This window comes from Listeria cossartiae subsp. cossartiae (assembly GCF_014224155.1).
Lineage (GTDB): Bacteria > Bacillota > Bacilli > Lactobacillales > Listeriaceae > Listeria > Listeria cossartiae.
In genome coordinates this window covers 44,081-60,479 of the sequence record NZ_JAASUI010000001.1, presented here as the reverse complement: position 1 = coordinate 60,479, position 16,399 = coordinate 44,081, and the positions used below count along the sequence as shown (strand labels likewise).

Here is a 16,399-nt window from a genome sequence, read left to right as displayed (position 1 = left end):
GCAACTTCATTGATAAAGTAATAGCTGAAGAACAAATCAAAGTTCATTCTATGTCAAAAGAAATACAAGATTACTGTTTGACCGAACTTCAAGAGGATGGGTATTCGTGATTGTTATTATAAGATAGTGCGCTCAAAATTTAGACTTTTGAGTGCACTATCTTTTTTTATTTCTTTTTCAAACCAAAATTCGGCGGATAGTTTTTATTTGGATCAATATTATCCGCATTTTTGTATCGTTCATCCAGGTTGATATCTTTCCCCGTAATCCATGCGTATAAATTACAAATAACAACAGGTAGCGCACCTAAAAATATACTAGGTGACACAAGGCACGCGACAAACACACCAACTAGTGCTCCACCACGCAAGCCTTCATGCAATACGCCTCCCCACAAATCACTTAGCATCACGCCCACAACAATCCCTGCATATCCGTTCAATATAATCCCAGCTGCAGGAATGACGAAAAAACCTTTTGTATTCATTTTATCCTTCTTAAAAACAAAATAAAAAGTACATGATAATACCACCATCATACTCGTAGCTATCGAAAAATATAAAAACAAATAATTACTACCAAGTAAAGTAATAGAGGCCATCCACACAAAAAATATCGATGAAATTGCTATTAGACATGGTATCGAATGAAAATAAATACTATACTCTAACCCATATTTCCAAGGCTTTTTCGTGCGGAAAATGTACCCAATTCTTAGTAACATCCATACACAAATGGCAAGGAATGCAACGATTCTTATATTATTAAGCAGCTCGACCGATTCCGGAATGATTCTCTTATCTGGGTTGGGGACTAAATAAGTTAACAGCGTGAAAATTATCGCCACAACAACCATTCCTAATACAAGCCCCCTAAACCCTTTCATCGGGAATAAAAATGTCCGCTGATTTTTTTCATTTGTAGTAAAATTTCCGTTGATAGTTAACACTTCCGTTCTGTGGTTTTCGTGGTGGTTTCTTGGGTTTAATTGTAATCTTTTGAGTTGATAATGTAAATCCCATTTTAAAAGGGTTAGTCTGGTTTTCTTTAAAAAGTATCAAAACTACCAACTGTTTTTTCTTTTTTAAGAGAATAATTAAAGAAGAATATTCCCACAATAAGCCATATGGCATTAATAATTAAATTTATGCCTAAAAGACTTATATCCATTTTTCCAGAAACATACAAATTACTCGTAAAATCTACACCTGAAGTAAATGGAATGACATAAATAATTTTCGGTAGCCCTACGATAAGTGTATTGGAAAAAATAATTAAGGCACCTGCAAACAAATTGACGAAATTCCCTAAACTCTTCTCTTTGACAGCAAAGCCTCCGAATATCAAGCCCATTCCAAACATCCCCACAACAGATGGCAACAGGATAACGACCGATAAAAAAATAAACGGGATTTGCGACCAACTTATTTTATCAGCAAAAACGGAAATAATAACAACGCCAAAAAGGATTATGATTGTTTCTAAAACACTGATTAAAAGTAACAAAAATGACTGCACAGGATATGGTAAAATGCTTTGAACTTTGGTTTCAAATAAACCTACTTTGGCATCTGTACTAATCCAATTGGCTGTATTTGATAACGCCATATCAGAAAATGCCCAAAACATATAACCAATTAACAAAAGAATAGGCCCCTGAGCAGTTGAAGCCCCATAAAATTCAGTTATTGCACTGCTGTCATTTAGCATTAATATTGCCAGATACACACCCATAAACATGATTAATTCCGATACGAGATTCTTCTTATATTTAAATAGAATAAAAATATTTGCTTTCAGTGTCCCTATACAAGCATTAAGATAATCCATTTGACGAACCCTCCTCCCAATAAATTTCACCGTTTTTGCCAAAAATTATTCTCTCTATATGCGGCATATCCAAAAATCTTTTATCGTGAGAAATTAACACAATCTTTTTTTCTGGTCTTAAGCTCGCCAGAATTTCAGTAAATGCATAAAAACTCTCGTCGTCCAGCCCATTTGTAGGTTCATCCAGTAATAATAGCTGACAATTCGAGCATAAAGCCGATAGTATGAAAACCTTCTTTTTTTGACCAGTAGATAACTTTTCTGCTGATATCTCTAAAATATCTGTACAATTTAATTTTTCGCAGTATGCAGGAAGTTTATCTAAGACGTATTTTCTACTCGTACCTTTTAGTGAGGTTAAATATTCAATATTTTGTCTGCAGTTTAGCTTATAAAACATACCTCGCTCTGCATTTGATAAGTAGTATGTATTTCGCTTTGTCCATTTTGAAAAATTGGTGTGATTTGAAAGTGTTAATGTACCTTTATCAGGTAAAATAATTCCCGCTATCATTTTTGCTAATGTTGATTTACCTGAACCATTCATTCCTGTCATTAAAGTTATCTTAGAATTAAAATTAATCGTAATACTCAAATTATTTATTACAGTTTTATTATCATATTGCTTTTTCAGATTATGTATATTTAAACTAACATCTTCCAACGTATTACTCTCTCCTTTCGTGAAATAAGGTTAACTTATTTAATATTTTTCAGTTTTTTCGCACTATTCGACCGAGATTTAACCATCTTTTCCTTCTATTATATCATCAAAGCGTTTTCATTTTGTGAGCATTGTGTGAACCCCTCTGCAAAAAACTAGTCAAGAACCATCTTTTTTAGTGGATTTTCCTACTTTACTTTTTGATTATGTTCGTATTTATCAAAAAAAACCCTCCATCACAGAGGGCTCCTTTCACAACTCATACAAAACCACTTCACCCGCAGCAAGTGATTTCTGTACATCGATAATTCGTTGGTTGCTGGAACCGCGGAATGCTAGGTTTGGGTCGAAAAGTTTTTGTTCGAAGCGGCCGTCTACTAGGACATCTATTAAGGATAGAAGTTCTAGTTTGTCGGCGGTTTCTTGCATCATTTCGTCCCATGTGTAGCCTGTCCATGACCAAATGTCTTTTGTTTTGCCGTATGTCGCGCGGATTCGTTTTACGACGGATAGGCATATGGCGGTGTTTAAAAATGGTTCTCCGCCAAGTAACGTTAGACCTTGGACGCTTTCATGGCCGATGTCTTTTAGGATATCGTCTTCTAGTTCTTTAGTGTAAGGTTTGCCGTATTTAAATGATTGCGCGGCTTTGTTGTAGCAGCCTTCGCAGTGGAAAGGGCATCCAGATACATATAAACTGCACCGAACGCCCTCTCCATCGACAAAATTGAATGCTTTATAGTCAGCGATATACCCTCTGGATAATTCATTCGACTTCCATTCACACGGTTTTGGATTATTCACCTAGGTTCTCCATGTGTTTCACGCGATTGCTGATTTCTACGTGACGTCCATGAACCATTGGGCGTTTCATTGGGTTACCTAAATAGCCACAAGTACGTTTTACAACATCTGCTTTTTCAGGGTCAGTATTGCCACAGCTTGGGCATTTGAAGCCTTCTTCTGTTGGGACAAATTCGCCTTCAAAATCACATTCGTAACATTTATCGATTGGTGTATTTGTACCAAGATAAGCTACGCGATCATAAGAGTAATCCCATACAGCCTCAAGCGCTTTCGTGTTGTGAACCATTTTTGGATACTCACAGTAGTGAATAAATCCGCCTGAGCAAAATTCTGGATATTCTTTTTCAAAATCAATTTTTTCAAATGGTGTAATTTTTTTGCGAACATCGTAGTGGAAAGAGTTTTGGTAGTAGTCTTTATCCGTGATGTCTTTAATTACGCCATATTTTTCTTTGTCTAAACGGTTGAAACGGTCTGTTAGGCTTTCGCTTGGTGTCGAGTAGACGCTGAACCAATAGCCATATTCATCTTTCCAGTTGTCGGCATAGCCTTTGAGTTCTTTCAAGATATCAAGCGTGAAGTTTTTCGCTTCTGCATCGCCTTCCCATTCGCCACCGTAAAATACAGTCGCTGCTTCATAAAGACCGATATAGCCGATAGAAATAGTGGAGCGTTCTTTATTAAATAATTGATCGACACTTTCGCCGTCTTGTAGTCGTTTGCCAAATGCTCCATATTTATATAAAATTGGCGCATTTTCTGGACGTGCTTGGCGTACGCGGTTTAAACGGAAAAGCAGTGCATCTTTGACTGTTTTCATGCGTTCGTGGAAAATTTCCCAGAAACGATCTTTGTCGCCGCCACTTTGAATAGCAATACGTGGAATGTTAAGTGTTACAACACCAAGGTTGTTTCTTCCTGCGTTCACGTGTTCACCATTTTCGTTTTCCCAAGCTGGCAAGAAAGAACGGCAACCCATTGGCACTTTGAAATCGCCAGTTAAGCGAACAAGTGAGTCGTAATTAAGCACGTCTGGATACATCCGTTTGGAGGAGCATTCTAGCGCTAATTGTTTGATATCATAGTTTGGATCTGCTGCGTTTAAATTAGTTCCACGGCGAATCGAAAATACTAATTTCGGGAAAATGGCCGTGTGTTTATCTTTACCAACGCCGCCAATTCTTACTTTTAGGATAGCTTTTTGGATTTCGCGGGCAAACCAATCTTCACCAAGACCAAAGCCTAGTGTTACGAACGGTGTTTGGCCATTACTTGTATATAATGTGTTGATTTCGTATTCTAAGCTTTGCATGGCATCGTAAATATCTTTACGTGTTTTCTCTGCCGCATAGCCTTCTTGTTTTTCTGGAACGACCCATTCCATCGCATCTTTTTTATGTTTTTCAAAGTTCAAACGCGCATAAACGGATAAAACTTCATCAATGCGGTCAACCGAGCAGCCGCCGTACTGCGAACTAGCTACGTTTGCGATTATTTGAGCAATTTGCGCTGTAGCTGTTTGGATGGATTTTGGACTTTCTACGTTGGCGTTACCAATCGTAAATCCTTTTTTAAGCATTCCCTCGATGTCGATTAAACAACAGTTGGTCATCGCGTGGTATGGGCTGTAGTCTAAATCGTGAAAATGGATTTCTCCTTTTAAATGGGCGTTGGATACGTGTTTTGGCAGCATGTATTTTAATGCGTAACTTTTGGCTACGGCCCCTGCTGTTAAATCGCGTTGTGTGTTAAAGACAGTTGCGTCTTTGTTGGCATTTTCGTTTACTACTGTTTTGTCTTTTTGTAGTAATTTTTCTACGCTTTTGTGCATGTCTGTGATGTTTTCACGCTCATGGTCGCGGTCATGGCGGTACTCTATGTAAGCCCTCGCTACATCAGGATACGTCGATTTCATTAAAGTATTTTCGACGCAATGCTGGATTTCATCGATGGTCATATCTGCCTTGTTAGGTAATTCACTTACAACCTCAAGCAAAATCTCTTCTAAGAAAGTTTCGTCCTCTAAATTAATTGCTTTCATAGATGCTTCAACGGCATTACGAATTTTAATTAAATCAAAGTTTGCTTTGCGGCCATCCCTTTTTATTACCTTTTGTTCATTAAGTTGTTCCACGTACATGATAATCCCCCACTAACTATATATTGTGTCTGCTATAATAATATAACACAAGATAAAGTTTTTTTGTAATGATATCCGAGGATTTTTTGGAATTGGGACTAAAGAATTAAATGGCATGAAAAATCCTTCACATAAAAGGTCTTTTGTCCCTTTACTTCTTTTTATTTTTTTGGTAGTTATGCACTTTGCCCAACAGATGAATTTTTTCTTTGTGCAAATTGCCATAGTTTTTGTAAAGCGTTTTCATATACAATGAACACAAGTTAAAAAATAGAAAGAGGCGAAATAAGTTGGCACAATTATCACTAGAACATATTTATAAAATATATGATAACAAAGTAACTGCAGTTTCTGACTTTAATTTAGAAATCGATGACAAAGAATTCATCGTTTTTGTAGGTCCATCTGGTTGTGGTAAATCTACAACATTACGTATGATCGCTGGATTAGAAGAAATTTCTAAAGGCGAATTATCAATTGATGGCAAAGTAATGAATAATGTTGCACCGAAAGACCGCGACATCGCAATGGTTTTCCAAAACTACGCATTATATCCACATATGACTGTATATGATAATATGGCATTTGGTTTAAAACTTCGTAAAATGCCAAAAGACGAAATTAAAAAACGTGTGGAGCACGCAGCTGATATTCTTGGCTTAACAGAGTACTTAAAACGTAAACCGAGTGCACTTTCCGGTGGTCAACGTCAACGTGTTGCTTTAGGTCGTGCCATCGTTCGTGACGCTAAAGTCTTCCTAATGGATGAACCACTTTCCAACTTGGATGCAAAATTACGTGTGCAAATGCGTGCGGAAATCACAAAACTTCACCAACAATTAGATACGACAATGATCTACGTTACCCATGACCAAACAGAAGCAATGACAATGGCGACACGTATCGTTATCATGAAAGACGGCGTTATCCAACAAGTTGGTTCCCCAAAACAAGTGTATGATCACCCAGTGAATATGTTCGTAGCCGGCTTTATTGGTAGCCCAGCGATGAACTTCTTCAAAGGTCGTTTAGAAGGCGCTAACTTTATCGGTGATGACTTCACTATCGCTGTTCCAGAAGGTAAACTGAAACTTCTTAAAGACAGAGGATTCGACGGCAAAGATATCGTTTTCGGTATTCGTCCAGAAGATATCCATGATGAACCAATCGTTATTGAAGCAAACCCAGGTTATACGTTCAAAGCGACTACAGTTGTTGCCGAACTTACTGGTGCTGAATTTATGCTTCACAGCCGCGTTGGTGCACATGAATTCGTAGCTCGTGTTGATGCTCGTTCTGAACATCAACCAAACGAAGTACTAACTTTAGCATTCGAAATGTCTAAATCGCATTTCTTTGATCCAGAAACAGAAGATAACTTAACTGATTAATTTACTTATGAAAAAGCCGCCGAATCTGGTGGCTTTTTTTATACGCAGATAAAAATCATTGCATCATTCCCGATTCACACATGGTATACTTAGCTTATTAACTAAAAAGGATGATTTTATTTGACTGAAAAATATTTAATTTGTTCCGATATTGATGGCACGTTACTACGCCAAGATCAAACTGTATCCGAAAAAACGCGCGATTTAATCCAAACTTTAGAAAAAGATGGCCATATTTTCTCTATTTCTACAGGTCGGATGTATCCTTCTGCTCGTGAAGTTGGTTTTAAAGTCAGCAACTCGGGCCATGTTATCGCATCTAACGGCTCTTATGCGGCCATTCGCGATGAACAATTGCTTAAAACAACTTTAGAAACCACAGCAATCCGCTCCACTTACGAAATTATGAGCGATTTTGATTTGCCACTGTTTTTCTTCTCTACAAATGCACTTTTCTATACAAAAGAACCACCTGCTTTCTTCCGTGAACTTGCGGATAAAAGTCGCCTAGATACGGGCCATAAAAGTTTTTCGCTCGTTTCTATTAATGATAAAAGTGTTTTTGACGAAAATATGCATCAATTTTTAAACGCGATTGTTGTTGCTGAAAATGAGGCCGCTAAATTAACTGAGGTTCGCGCAGCTCTTAATGAAGCAAATGGTATCCGCGTACTCTCTTCTCACCATGATAATTTAGAAATACTTCCTGCTAATTCTGACAAAAAAACAGCTGTTGAAGCGCTTGGGAAGCATTATGGTATCCCGCGTGAACGAATTATTACGTTTGGTGATGGCGAAAATGATATTGGCATGCTACAATATGCTGGAACTGGTGTTGCGATGGCGAATGCAAGTGATAATGTCAAAGCAGCAGCTAGTCATCTTACTGACACGAATGAAGCAGATGGGGTTTACAAATTTCTAAAAGAATTCATTTCATAAGAGAAGGGGAAAAGGGATGAAAAAAGGGATTTTAAACATATTGTTGGTTTTTGCTTTAATTACGGGGATTTCGGTACCGGGTTCCATCCAAGCCGAAGCAGCTGCACCAACAATAAAAGTACATTTCATTGATGTTGGCCAGGGGGACGCCATTTACATCAAAGCGCCTAGTGGGGAAGATATCCTCATCGATGCTGGTAACAAAGGCAAAGGGAAAATTGTCGTTAACTATTTAAAGAAATTAAAAGTACAAGATATTGATATTATGATTGCCTCCCATTCAGACGCTGACAACATTGGCGGCTTACCAGAAGTCATGAATAGTATCAAAGTAAAAAGCCTTTACGCACCTAATTCTACTAATACAACAGCCGCATACAAAGATTTTGTAAATACGGCGAAAAAGAAAAAATTAGCGATTAAAACCGCCAAAGCTGGTGTAAAACTTCCCGTCAAAGGAGTAAATGCCCAGTTTGTAGGGCCTGTTAAAACATATGGAAAAACCGATCGCAACAATTGGAGCGCTGTTCTCCACGTCGCATATAAGAAAAACACCTTTCTTTTCACAGGAGATGCGCAAACCAAAGCAGAAACCGATATGATTAAAGCGAAGAAAACTTTACGAGCTGATGTGCTAAAAGTAAGTACACAAGGCTCCAAAACTGCGACTAGCCAAGCTTTTGTTAATGTCGTGAAACCAAAATACGCCATTATTAGTGTCGGCAAAAATGGCTACGGTCACCCCACTTCGCAAACAGTCAGCAGACTAACCAAAGCGAAAGCAAAAGTTTATCGGACAGATCGTAGTAAAACAATCGTTGTCACAGGTAACGGTAGCACGTATTCAATTGGGAAATAATTTCGATGTCCACATTCAAAAGGCCGATAATAAAGAGAAAACTTTATTATCGGCCTTTTTCAATAATGAGTAATGCTTAACCTTTTTCAAGCAAGAAATAGGCTAAATGTGGCAAAATTATTGCGGTTACATTGGCTTAAAACGGGTATTTTCATAAAAAAGAGATTCTGTCGTGGTCTGTTTTTAGTACTTAATAAGACTTTTACGGTGATACAATTAATTTATGTGAGCACAACTGAATCTGAAGGAGACGAAGCGAAAAAATGGCCTATCCATTTAATCACAAAGAGTTTGTTGCAATGATGGAGCAATACAATTTAAAATCCAACAGTATCACGATTCCTGAACACACCATTTTAAACGATTTAGTAACGGAAAATCAGGATTGTGTATATTTACTAAAATCCGGTTTATTGGCTGGATACATTGATTTCGATAATGATAAAATTTATTCTATATTCACAGCTAATTTTTTCATGGGATACTATACTATTTTCGAAAACACACCACTTCTATTTACTTATCAAACGTTAACAGAATGTGAAGTAATCATATATAAGAAGAAAGATATTGAATATTCATTATCTCTTTTCCCGGAAAATTTTGGTTTCCAGTATACTATCATGAGGACCATTGCAAAACATGGTTATTACAAATCGCTTATACAATATCGCGATAAAAAAGATCAATTAGCTTTTGTTTTTGAAATGCTTGTCAAACTCCTTGAAATCGAGGTAGAAAACGGCGTGGCATCACTACCGAAAGCAATTAGTACAACAGTCATTAAAAATTACTGTACTCTTTCCAAAGCATTCTTCTATTCACAACTGAAAGAATTAAAAGAAGCAGGGATTATTTCAAAAGTAAAATTACAATGGCGCGTTAATATGGACGCTCTATTAGAAAAAAATAATGCAGTAGATTAACAAAAAGGATGCAGCCTAATGAGCTACATCCTTCTTTTATTTAATAGCTAAAGCGAAAATGCTAACTTCTTGTTCTTTTCCACCATAACTAGCTTGTTTTGTTTCTTCTTTCGTGTAACCCAGATGTTCAAAAAATCCGCGACCTTTTTCATTCTCTGCTAAGACGCCTAACGCTAAAGAATCTGCCCCGCCGTCACTAGCCCACTCTTTGATCGTTTGGTGAAGCACTTTTCCAAGACCATTATGACGAGCATCTGGCGTTAAAAGGAGCAAGCCGATAAACCAGCGGCCTTTTCTTGGGTAATCGGAAACGATATCTACTAAGCCGATTGGTTTTTCATTTTCATCCAACACTGCTAGTACGAATTTATCGAATCTTGTTTTTCCGTCTGGAATTTCAGTGATAATTTTTAATGCATCATTTTTCGATGCGGGCTTATTTTGTTCAATTAGATAATAATCTTCGGATGCTGCGCAAACAGCTTCTGCAAGTTCTACATCTTTTTCATTTAAAAATTTCACATGATAATTACGTTTCATTATTTCACTCTTTTCTTTATCAAGTTTCCATGTCAATCATGCCATAAATTCCTTGTCGTTTCAATAGATAGCCGCAAATCTGTCTGAATTTATGCTATACTAGAATGAGTTTATGATGGAAAAGGAGCTAGTATATTGTATAAATTAATTGCGATTGATATTGATGGAACACTACTAACAGATGATCATAAGGTTACAGATGAAGTAAAAGAAGCCATTCGTCAAGCTAAATTAAAAGGTGTAAAAGTGGTTCTTTGTACTGGGCGTCCGCTTGTTGGCGTAGAAAATTATTTAACAGAACTTGAACTACGTGAGGAAGGCGATTACGTTATTAGTTTTAACGGCGCACTCGTTCAAGATACGTTTACCAAAGAAGTTATTTCTCACTTAACACTTGGTATCGAAGACTTAAAAGATATTTACGAAGTGAGCTTAAATAGCAATTTGCACATGCATTTCTTTGATGACAAAGCGCTTTATACGCCGAACCGTGAAATCGGCAAATACACGATTGTCGAAGCCTATCTTACTGGTAGCCAATTGATTTATAAAGAAATCGAAAACGTGCCGGAAGATTTTATTATGTCGAAAGCAATGTTTATTGAAGAAGCCCCAGAACTAGAAGCTGGTATTGCGAAAATGCCGGAATCTTTCCGTGAAAAATATCATCTAGTTCGTAGTACGCCTTTCTACTTGGAAATTCTAAATCGTGACGCTAGTAAAGGTAACGCGGTCAAAGAACTTTCCGAAAAACTTGGCATTAAGCAAAGCGAAGTTATCTGCATTGGCGACCAAGAAAATGACGTTACGATGCTTGAGTTTGCTGGACTTGGTATTGCGATGGGCAATGCTCCGGAAAGAATTAAGCAACTTTCTGACTATACGACTGCTTCGAACAATGACAGTGGCGTCGCAAAAGCGATTCAAAAATTCGTGCTCGATAAATAAAACAAAAACGCAGATTCCTTTCGAATCTGCGTTTTTTAACTATCTTTTTAAAAGAATATACTTTAAAATATATTAGTATAGTTTTTTAATAAAAATCGCTTTAATGGAGGTTATATTAAATGGAACATCAAAAACGTTCACCATTCCCGAAAGACTTCTTATGGGGTTCTGCATCTGCAGCTTATCAAATCGAAGGAGCATGGGACGCAGATGGTAAAGGTAAATCAGTTTGGGACGAATATGTCCGCATTCCTGGAACTACTTTCAAAGGTACAAATGGCGATGTCGCTGTTGACCATTATCACCGTTATAAAGAAGACGTAAAACTAATGGCAGACGCTGGCCTAAAAGCTTACCGTTTCTCCATCGCTTGGACTCGTATCTTCCCAAATGGTAAAGGCGAAGTAAATGAAGCTGGATTGAAATTTTATGATAACTTAATTGATGAGTTGCTTAAATATGACATCGAACCGCTTGTAACGCTTTATCACTGGGATATTCCGCAAGCATTATTTGATGAATACGGTGGCTGGGAATCTCGCCAAGTTATTGAAGATTTCACGAATTATTCCACAACGCTATTCAAACGTTACGGCGACCGCGTGAAATATTGGGTTTCCTTGAATGAGCAAAATATCTTTGTTGGTATGGGTTATGGTCAAGCGCTTCACCCGCCAAAAGTTAGCGATCCAAAAAGAATGTACGCAGTAAACCATATTGCGAACTTAGCTAATGCGAGTGTTATCAAAGCTTTCCACGAAATCGTTCCTGATGGAAAAATTGGACCAAGTTTTGCTTACACACCACATTATCCAATCGACACAGATCCTAAAAATGTTCAAGCTGCCGACGATGCAGAAGAATTAAATAGCTATTTCTGGATGGATATGTATGCTTTTGGTCGTTATCCGAAAGCTGTTTGGAAATATTTAGAAGAAAACGATATTGCGCCAGTTATTGAAGATGGCGATATGGAACTACTTGCGTCTGCAAAACCAGATTTCATGGGCGTGAACTACTATCAATCCGCAACAGTTGCTTACAACCCGCTTGATGGTGTTGGTCAAAACAACGAAATGAACTTCACTGGTAAAAAAGGCAGCACAAAAGAAACTGGTATCCCTGGCGTTTACAAAAAAATCGTTAATCCTTTCGTAAAAACAACGAACTGGGACTGGACAATCGATCCTAAAGGCTTACAAATTGCGCTTCGTCGTATTAACAGCCGCTATGCTTTACCAATTTTAATTACTGAAAATGGTTTAGGTGAATTTGATAAATTAGTGGATGGCGAAGTAAATGATGACTACCGTATTGACTATCTGAGCGCGCATGCAACTGCTATTCGCGATGCAATTAGTGATGGGGTTGATATGTTAGGATACTGCACTTGGAGCTTCACAGACCTTCTAAGCTGGTTAAACGGCTATCAAAAACGTTACGGTTTTGTTTATGTTGACCGTGATGTGGAAGATGATGCGCCAATGACGCGTATTCCGAAGAAAAGCTATTATTGGTATAAACAAGTGATTGAAACTAATGGAGCAGACCTGTAAAGTATGGCTGAATATCAAAATCAGCTAGCTAGAATCCAAGCAAAAATCACTACTTTAAAAGAAAAAGATGGCGATATGAATTTATTTGGTTCAGAAAGCCATGCCTATAAACTCAATCAACCTTTGTCTAATCAAACTATTACTGCGTTTGAAGATAAGCACCAAATAACTTTACCACAAGGTTATCGCGCATTTTTGGAACAGATTGGTGATGGTGGAATGGGTCCTTACTATGGTTTAGAAACTTTGGTCGACGGGCTTTGCGCTTCACTTGATTACAAGGATGAAAAGTATGGGGTGCAAACGCTAAGTAAACCTTTCCCCCATACAGATGACTGGATTGCACCTGGTTATAAAGAAGGAATGTCCGATGAAGCTTATGATGCTTGGCAAGAACTGTGCTTTTCTGATAAAGAAGTATTTGGACTTCTGCGCATTTCTAACTTCGGTTGTGGTGTATCGATTAACCTGGTTGTAAACGGCCCTTCTTACGGAGAAATTTGGGTGGATGATAGGAACAATGACAATGGCGTCTACCCTGATTTTTACTTTGGGAATGAAGAACGTTTAAACTTTCTGGAATGGTATGAATTATGGTTAGATAAATCGATTGAAGCAAGTGAATAAAACGAAAAACCGCTAAAAAAGTGCATATTCTTTTTTAGCGGTTTTTTTATACAATGTTCAAATATGATTGCTTTTTATTATTTAATAATTGGCATGCTATACTCCATTTATATTATAGAAAAGGAGTAGGATGACATGAAAAAATTTATTCTAGCAAGTCTTGCATGTACGACCTTGATTTGTTTTAGCCCTTTAGCTGAGCAAGTCGAAGTAAATGCTGCTACATCAGACATTACAACTGCCCCAGAAAAAAGCTTACAAGAAGCTCCTCCAGCCACGGTTGATCAAATTTTTCCAGATGATGCTCTAGCTTTTAAAGTCGCACAGGAATTAGGTGTTTCCGAGGATACGGTCGTCACCCAAGAACAACTAGATACTATTACCACAATGGTATATGTGGCGTTCGATGTGGAAGATTTAACAGGGATGGAATATTTACACAACTTAAAATTGGTAGATTTAAGCCAAAACAACATTAGCAACTTAGAGAATCTCGCTAATTTAACAGAATTAGAAGTTGTATCACTTAACTCCAACCAAATTACAGATATTACTCCGCTAATGAACTTACCTAAGTTAAATAACTTAGAACTAGGCGTTAACCAAATCTCCACCTTACCATCTTTCGAAAATTTAACTAATTTAAAAATATTAAATCTTAGTAGCAATCAACTAAATGATATTTCGGTGCTAAAAGATACTCCCCAATTAACCAATTTATCTATTTCAGCAAATAATGTATCAGACATCAGTGTCCTTTCAGCACTCGATAATCTCAAAGTTTTTTATGCCGAAAGCAATAAACTGACTTCTATTGAGTCATTAAGAAATAAAACAAAACTAGAATACTTTGATGCTAATTTTAATCAAATTAAAGATGTTACACCTCTCAGCACCATTCCAACAATTAAGTCAATACAAATAGAAGAAAATCAGATTAGTGATTTCAGCTCATTGGCAGGTCACAGCTTAGAATTGTTTGACGCCACTGGACAAAATATATACCTTCCAGACATCGCTCTTGGGGATTCCACTAATATTGTAATTAAAGATAACCTTGGAGTAACATTACACGATTGGGTTTGGTACACTCCAGGCACTTACCAAAATGATACACTTACTTGGGAAAATGTAGGCGATAATTCTGCTTACTTCTTAAATAATCAATATCCAACTTTCCCTTCTGTCACAGTCACTGTCTATCAAACAGTCACTCCTTAAATAATAAAAGCCTAGTTCTTTAAAATGAACTAGGCTTTTTTGCTTTCTTCTTCTCGTTTTAACAGCGAATTCGCCATCATTTGGAAGCAAAGAATTAAAATCATAAATACGATCAATGGTGATAAAATTATCCAGAATTGGTGATTGGCGAAAACGAATTTGGCGTTGGCGATTAGGCCAGATAATTCAGGGATAACTGGGTTCAGCATGCCATCATCGGCCCCCATGATTGCCCCGCCGATGAAAATGCCAAAGATAGCCAAATGCACGAACATCTGAAGTGTTTGAATGAGCTGCTCAATCCAAATCAAAATTAATTTGGACCAGATTTGTGGATTGATATGCTTGGTTAAAATCCAGCGAGCATTTCCGCCAAAAACGAGCGCGCTCAGGACGAATTCTTTTTTTAACACTTGGGAAATTTCACTGCTGATTCGGTTGGTTGTAATTGGCAGCACGATGACTATCATGATTAAAATTTGGAAGCTAATCCGCGTCAGTAGGCTTGTTTCGAAAATGCCGGAATAGCTGATGAATTCGTTGACCATGATAATAAATACGAGCAGCGATAGTGGCAGATAATGCATCCCGTCCGCTATGCTTTGAACGAAATTACGGGTTCGCGGCTTGCTAAAAAATGCGAGCGGCACTGCCAAAATGTAGCCAATCACGACACGTAGCGTTGCGATGATAACCGCGACGAGTAGCGTGTATTTGATGCCGACTAGTAATTGGTCGAGAATGGAGTTACCGGCTTGGTCGGTGCCTAGCCAGACTTGCGAATTGGGTTTGAATGGCGCCATATCGGTTACTCGTCCGGCTGAATCGCTAATAAATTTGAGCGAATGTATGGTATCTCCCATGAAACCATAGATCAGGCTTGCGATTAGTAAGCTACTAAGTGTGATCAGCGGAATGCTGAAAGATGGTCGTTTTAGGAGCTGCCCGGTCGTTACTACAATGTTTCGCCATTTGCTTTTAAGGTTTACTTTTTCCGTAAAGGTCTTCTGAAAACTGTTCCAATGTAGCGGGATTCGGGTAACGTTTGCGCTCTCGGTGGTTTTTCCGTGGCTAATCCATAGGTCCAGTAGTGCATAAAAGAAGTAAAATGGGGTGAAAACAAGTGCTAATACTAGGAAAATATTTAATGGGCTAAATCCAGCTAGCAAATAGTAGAGCACGCCTTCGATGCCGAACAAAAATTCTACAACGAGGTAGGCGCTTAGGATAAACCAAACGATGGTTTTTGATTGGTAGAACAGACTTTGCATCATGTTTGGTGTGGCGTGGCGCAGTAAAATTGCTCTGTCGGCCAAACCTTTTCCGCGTGCTAATTGGATGTAATCGGCCTGCCATTCAGTTTTCATAAGGAGCATCATCATTTTATAAAAGAGCACGGTTGGAATGATGGATAAGCAGACGACTGGAGCGGCGTATATTTGCTCGCCGTTTAAGCTGTAAAAATTCAAGGTGAACACGCCGGTTTGTTGGTATATGTAGACGACGGCCATTTGAATAAGGAAAATAAAAGAAAAGTCCGGGAATGCTTGAAGGATTGATAAAAATCCGTCTAACCCGCGGCGCAACCACTTAGGCCCGCGGAATGTTGCCAGGACTAAAAGATAGGCGATAATTAGCGAAATAAGTAAGCTAGCTACGATAATTTTCATCGAATAGAAATAAGGTCCGGTGATAAAATCTACTAAGGACACGTGGAAAACTTCGGCGGCTCCTTGGTAGCTGATTTCCCATTTTGTTGGGTGTAAAATGGCAGAGAAAATAGACTTGAGCGCCTCGAAATACGTGCTTGACGACCAGGATGTCACTTTGCTAAATATCGCGGGAACACAGCTGATTAAAATAATTCCTAAAATGCCTAATAAATAATGTAGAAAAATTTTGACAATTCTTTTCATATGTATTATTTCTCGCTCTCTCTTATTTATAA

15 protein-coding genes are annotated in these 16,399 nt (G+C 37.9%); 8 read left to right on the top strand and 7 right to left on the bottom strand.

Annotated elements, in window-relative coordinates; all coding sequences use genetic code 11:
- Nucleotides 1–166: 166 nt before the first annotated feature.
- The 5 genes from HCJ30_RS14225 to nrdD form a co-directional block, all read right to left on the bottom strand.
- A complete protein-coding gene (locus HCJ30_RS14225; RefSeq protein WP_260444396.1) occupies nucleotides 167–886 on the bottom strand; it encodes a hypothetical protein in 720 nt (239 codons plus the stop codon).
- 161 nt (nucleotides 887–1,047) lie between these two features.
- Nucleotides 1,048–1,830 (bottom strand): ABC transporter, encoded by a 783-nt coding sequence (locus HCJ30_RS00275; RefSeq protein WP_185390509.1) that lies wholly within the window; start codon nucleotides 1,828–1,830, stop codon nucleotides 1,048–1,050.
- Nucleotides 1,817–2,494: an ATP-binding cassette domain-containing protein gene (locus tag HCJ30_RS00270; RefSeq protein WP_185390508.1), complete on the bottom strand. Its 678-nt coding sequence runs from the start codon at nucleotides 2,492–2,494 to the stop codon at nucleotides 1,817–1,819. The genes HCJ30_RS00275 and HCJ30_RS00270 overlap by 14 nt, the downstream gene beginning before the upstream one ends.
- Before the next feature lie 252 nt (nucleotides 2,495–2,746).
- Nucleotides 2,747–3,298: an anaerobic ribonucleoside-triphosphate reductase activating protein gene (nrdG, locus tag HCJ30_RS00265; protein WP_185390507.1), complete on the bottom strand. Its 552-nt coding sequence runs from the start codon at nucleotides 3,296–3,298 to the stop codon at nucleotides 2,747–2,749.
- Nucleotides 3,291–5,441, bottom strand: coding sequence for an anaerobic ribonucleoside-triphosphate reductase (gene nrdD / locus HCJ30_RS00260; RefSeq protein WP_185390506.1), 2,151 nt, complete (start codon nucleotides 5,439–5,441; stop codon nucleotides 3,291–3,293). The genes nrdG and nrdD overlap by 8 nt, the downstream gene beginning before the upstream one ends.
- Before the next feature lie 290 nt (nucleotides 5,442–5,731).
- On the opposite strand from nrdD, the gene msmX reads away from it, so the two are divergent.
- The 4 genes from msmX to HCJ30_RS00240 all read left to right on the top strand — a co-directional run bounded on the left by msmX (nucleotide 5,732) and on the right by HCJ30_RS00240 (nucleotide 9,559).
- A complete protein-coding gene (msmX, locus tag HCJ30_RS00255) occupies nucleotides 5,732–6,832 on the top strand; it encodes an oligosaccharide ABC transporter ATP-binding protein MsmX (RefSeq protein ID WP_185390505.1) in 1,101 nt (366 codons plus the stop codon).
- A 120-nt stretch (nucleotides 6,833–6,952) separates the two neighbouring features.
- Complete coding sequence (locus HCJ30_RS00250) at nucleotides 6,953–7,774, top strand: HAD family hydrolase (RefSeq protein WP_185390504.1); 822 nt, start codon at nucleotides 6,953–6,955, stop codon at nucleotides 7,772–7,774.
- 16 nt (nucleotides 7,775–7,790) lie between these two features.
- Nucleotides 7,791–8,633 (top strand): ComEC/Rec2 family competence protein, encoded by an 843-nt coding sequence (locus HCJ30_RS00245; RefSeq protein ID WP_185390503.1) that lies wholly within the window; start codon nucleotides 7,791–7,793, stop codon nucleotides 8,631–8,633.
- A 263-nt stretch (nucleotides 8,634–8,896) separates the two neighbouring features.
- Nucleotides 8,897–9,559, top strand: a complete 663-nt coding sequence (locus HCJ30_RS00240; protein WP_185390502.1) for a Crp/Fnr family transcriptional regulator — start codon at nucleotides 8,897–8,899, stop codon at nucleotides 9,557–9,559.
- Between the two features lie 36 nt (nucleotides 9,560–9,595).
- On the opposite strand, the gene HCJ30_RS00235 is transcribed toward HCJ30_RS00240, so the two are convergent.
- Nucleotides 9,596–10,099 carry a GNAT family N-acetyltransferase gene (locus HCJ30_RS00235; RefSeq protein WP_185391550.1) on the bottom strand — a complete coding sequence of 168 codons (504 nt, stop codon included), beginning with the start codon at nucleotides 10,097–10,099 and terminating at the stop codon, nucleotides 9,596–9,598.
- Between the two features lie 135 nt (nucleotides 10,100–10,234).
- Between HCJ30_RS00235 and yidA the strand changes: the two genes are divergently transcribed.
- The 4 genes from yidA to HCJ30_RS00215 all read left to right on the top strand — a co-directional run bounded on the left by yidA (nucleotide 10,235) and on the right by HCJ30_RS00215 (nucleotide 14,451).
- Nucleotides 10,235–11,047 (top strand): sugar-phosphatase, encoded by an 813-nt coding sequence (gene yidA, locus HCJ30_RS00230; RefSeq protein ID WP_185390501.1) that lies wholly within the window; start codon nucleotides 10,235–10,237, stop codon nucleotides 11,045–11,047.
- A 119-nt stretch (nucleotides 11,048–11,166) separates the two neighbouring features.
- On the top strand, nucleotides 11,167–12,603 hold the full coding sequence (locus tag HCJ30_RS00225) for a glycoside hydrolase family 1 protein (RefSeq protein WP_185390500.1): 1,437 nt from the start codon (nucleotides 11,167–11,169) through the stop codon (nucleotides 12,601–12,603).
- A 3-nt stretch (nucleotides 12,604–12,606) separates the two neighbouring features.
- Complete coding sequence (locus tag HCJ30_RS00220; protein ID WP_185390499.1) at nucleotides 12,607–13,230, top strand: SMI1/KNR4 family protein; 624 nt, start codon at nucleotides 12,607–12,609, stop codon at nucleotides 13,228–13,230.
- Nucleotides 13,231–13,365: 135 nt separating this feature from the next.
- Entirely contained in the window at nucleotides 13,366–14,451 is a 1,086-nt protein-coding gene (locus HCJ30_RS00215) for a leucine-rich repeat domain-containing protein (RefSeq protein WP_185390498.1), read from the top strand.
- A gap of 29 nt (nucleotides 14,452–14,480) precedes the next feature.
- On the opposite strand, the gene HCJ30_RS00210 is transcribed toward HCJ30_RS00215, so the two are convergent.
- Nucleotides 14,481–16,367: an ABC transporter permease subunit gene (locus tag HCJ30_RS00210; RefSeq protein ID WP_185390497.1), complete on the bottom strand. Its 1,887-nt coding sequence runs from the start codon at nucleotides 16,365–16,367 to the stop codon at nucleotides 14,481–14,483.
- Nucleotides 16,368–16,399 lie beyond the last annotated feature (32 nt).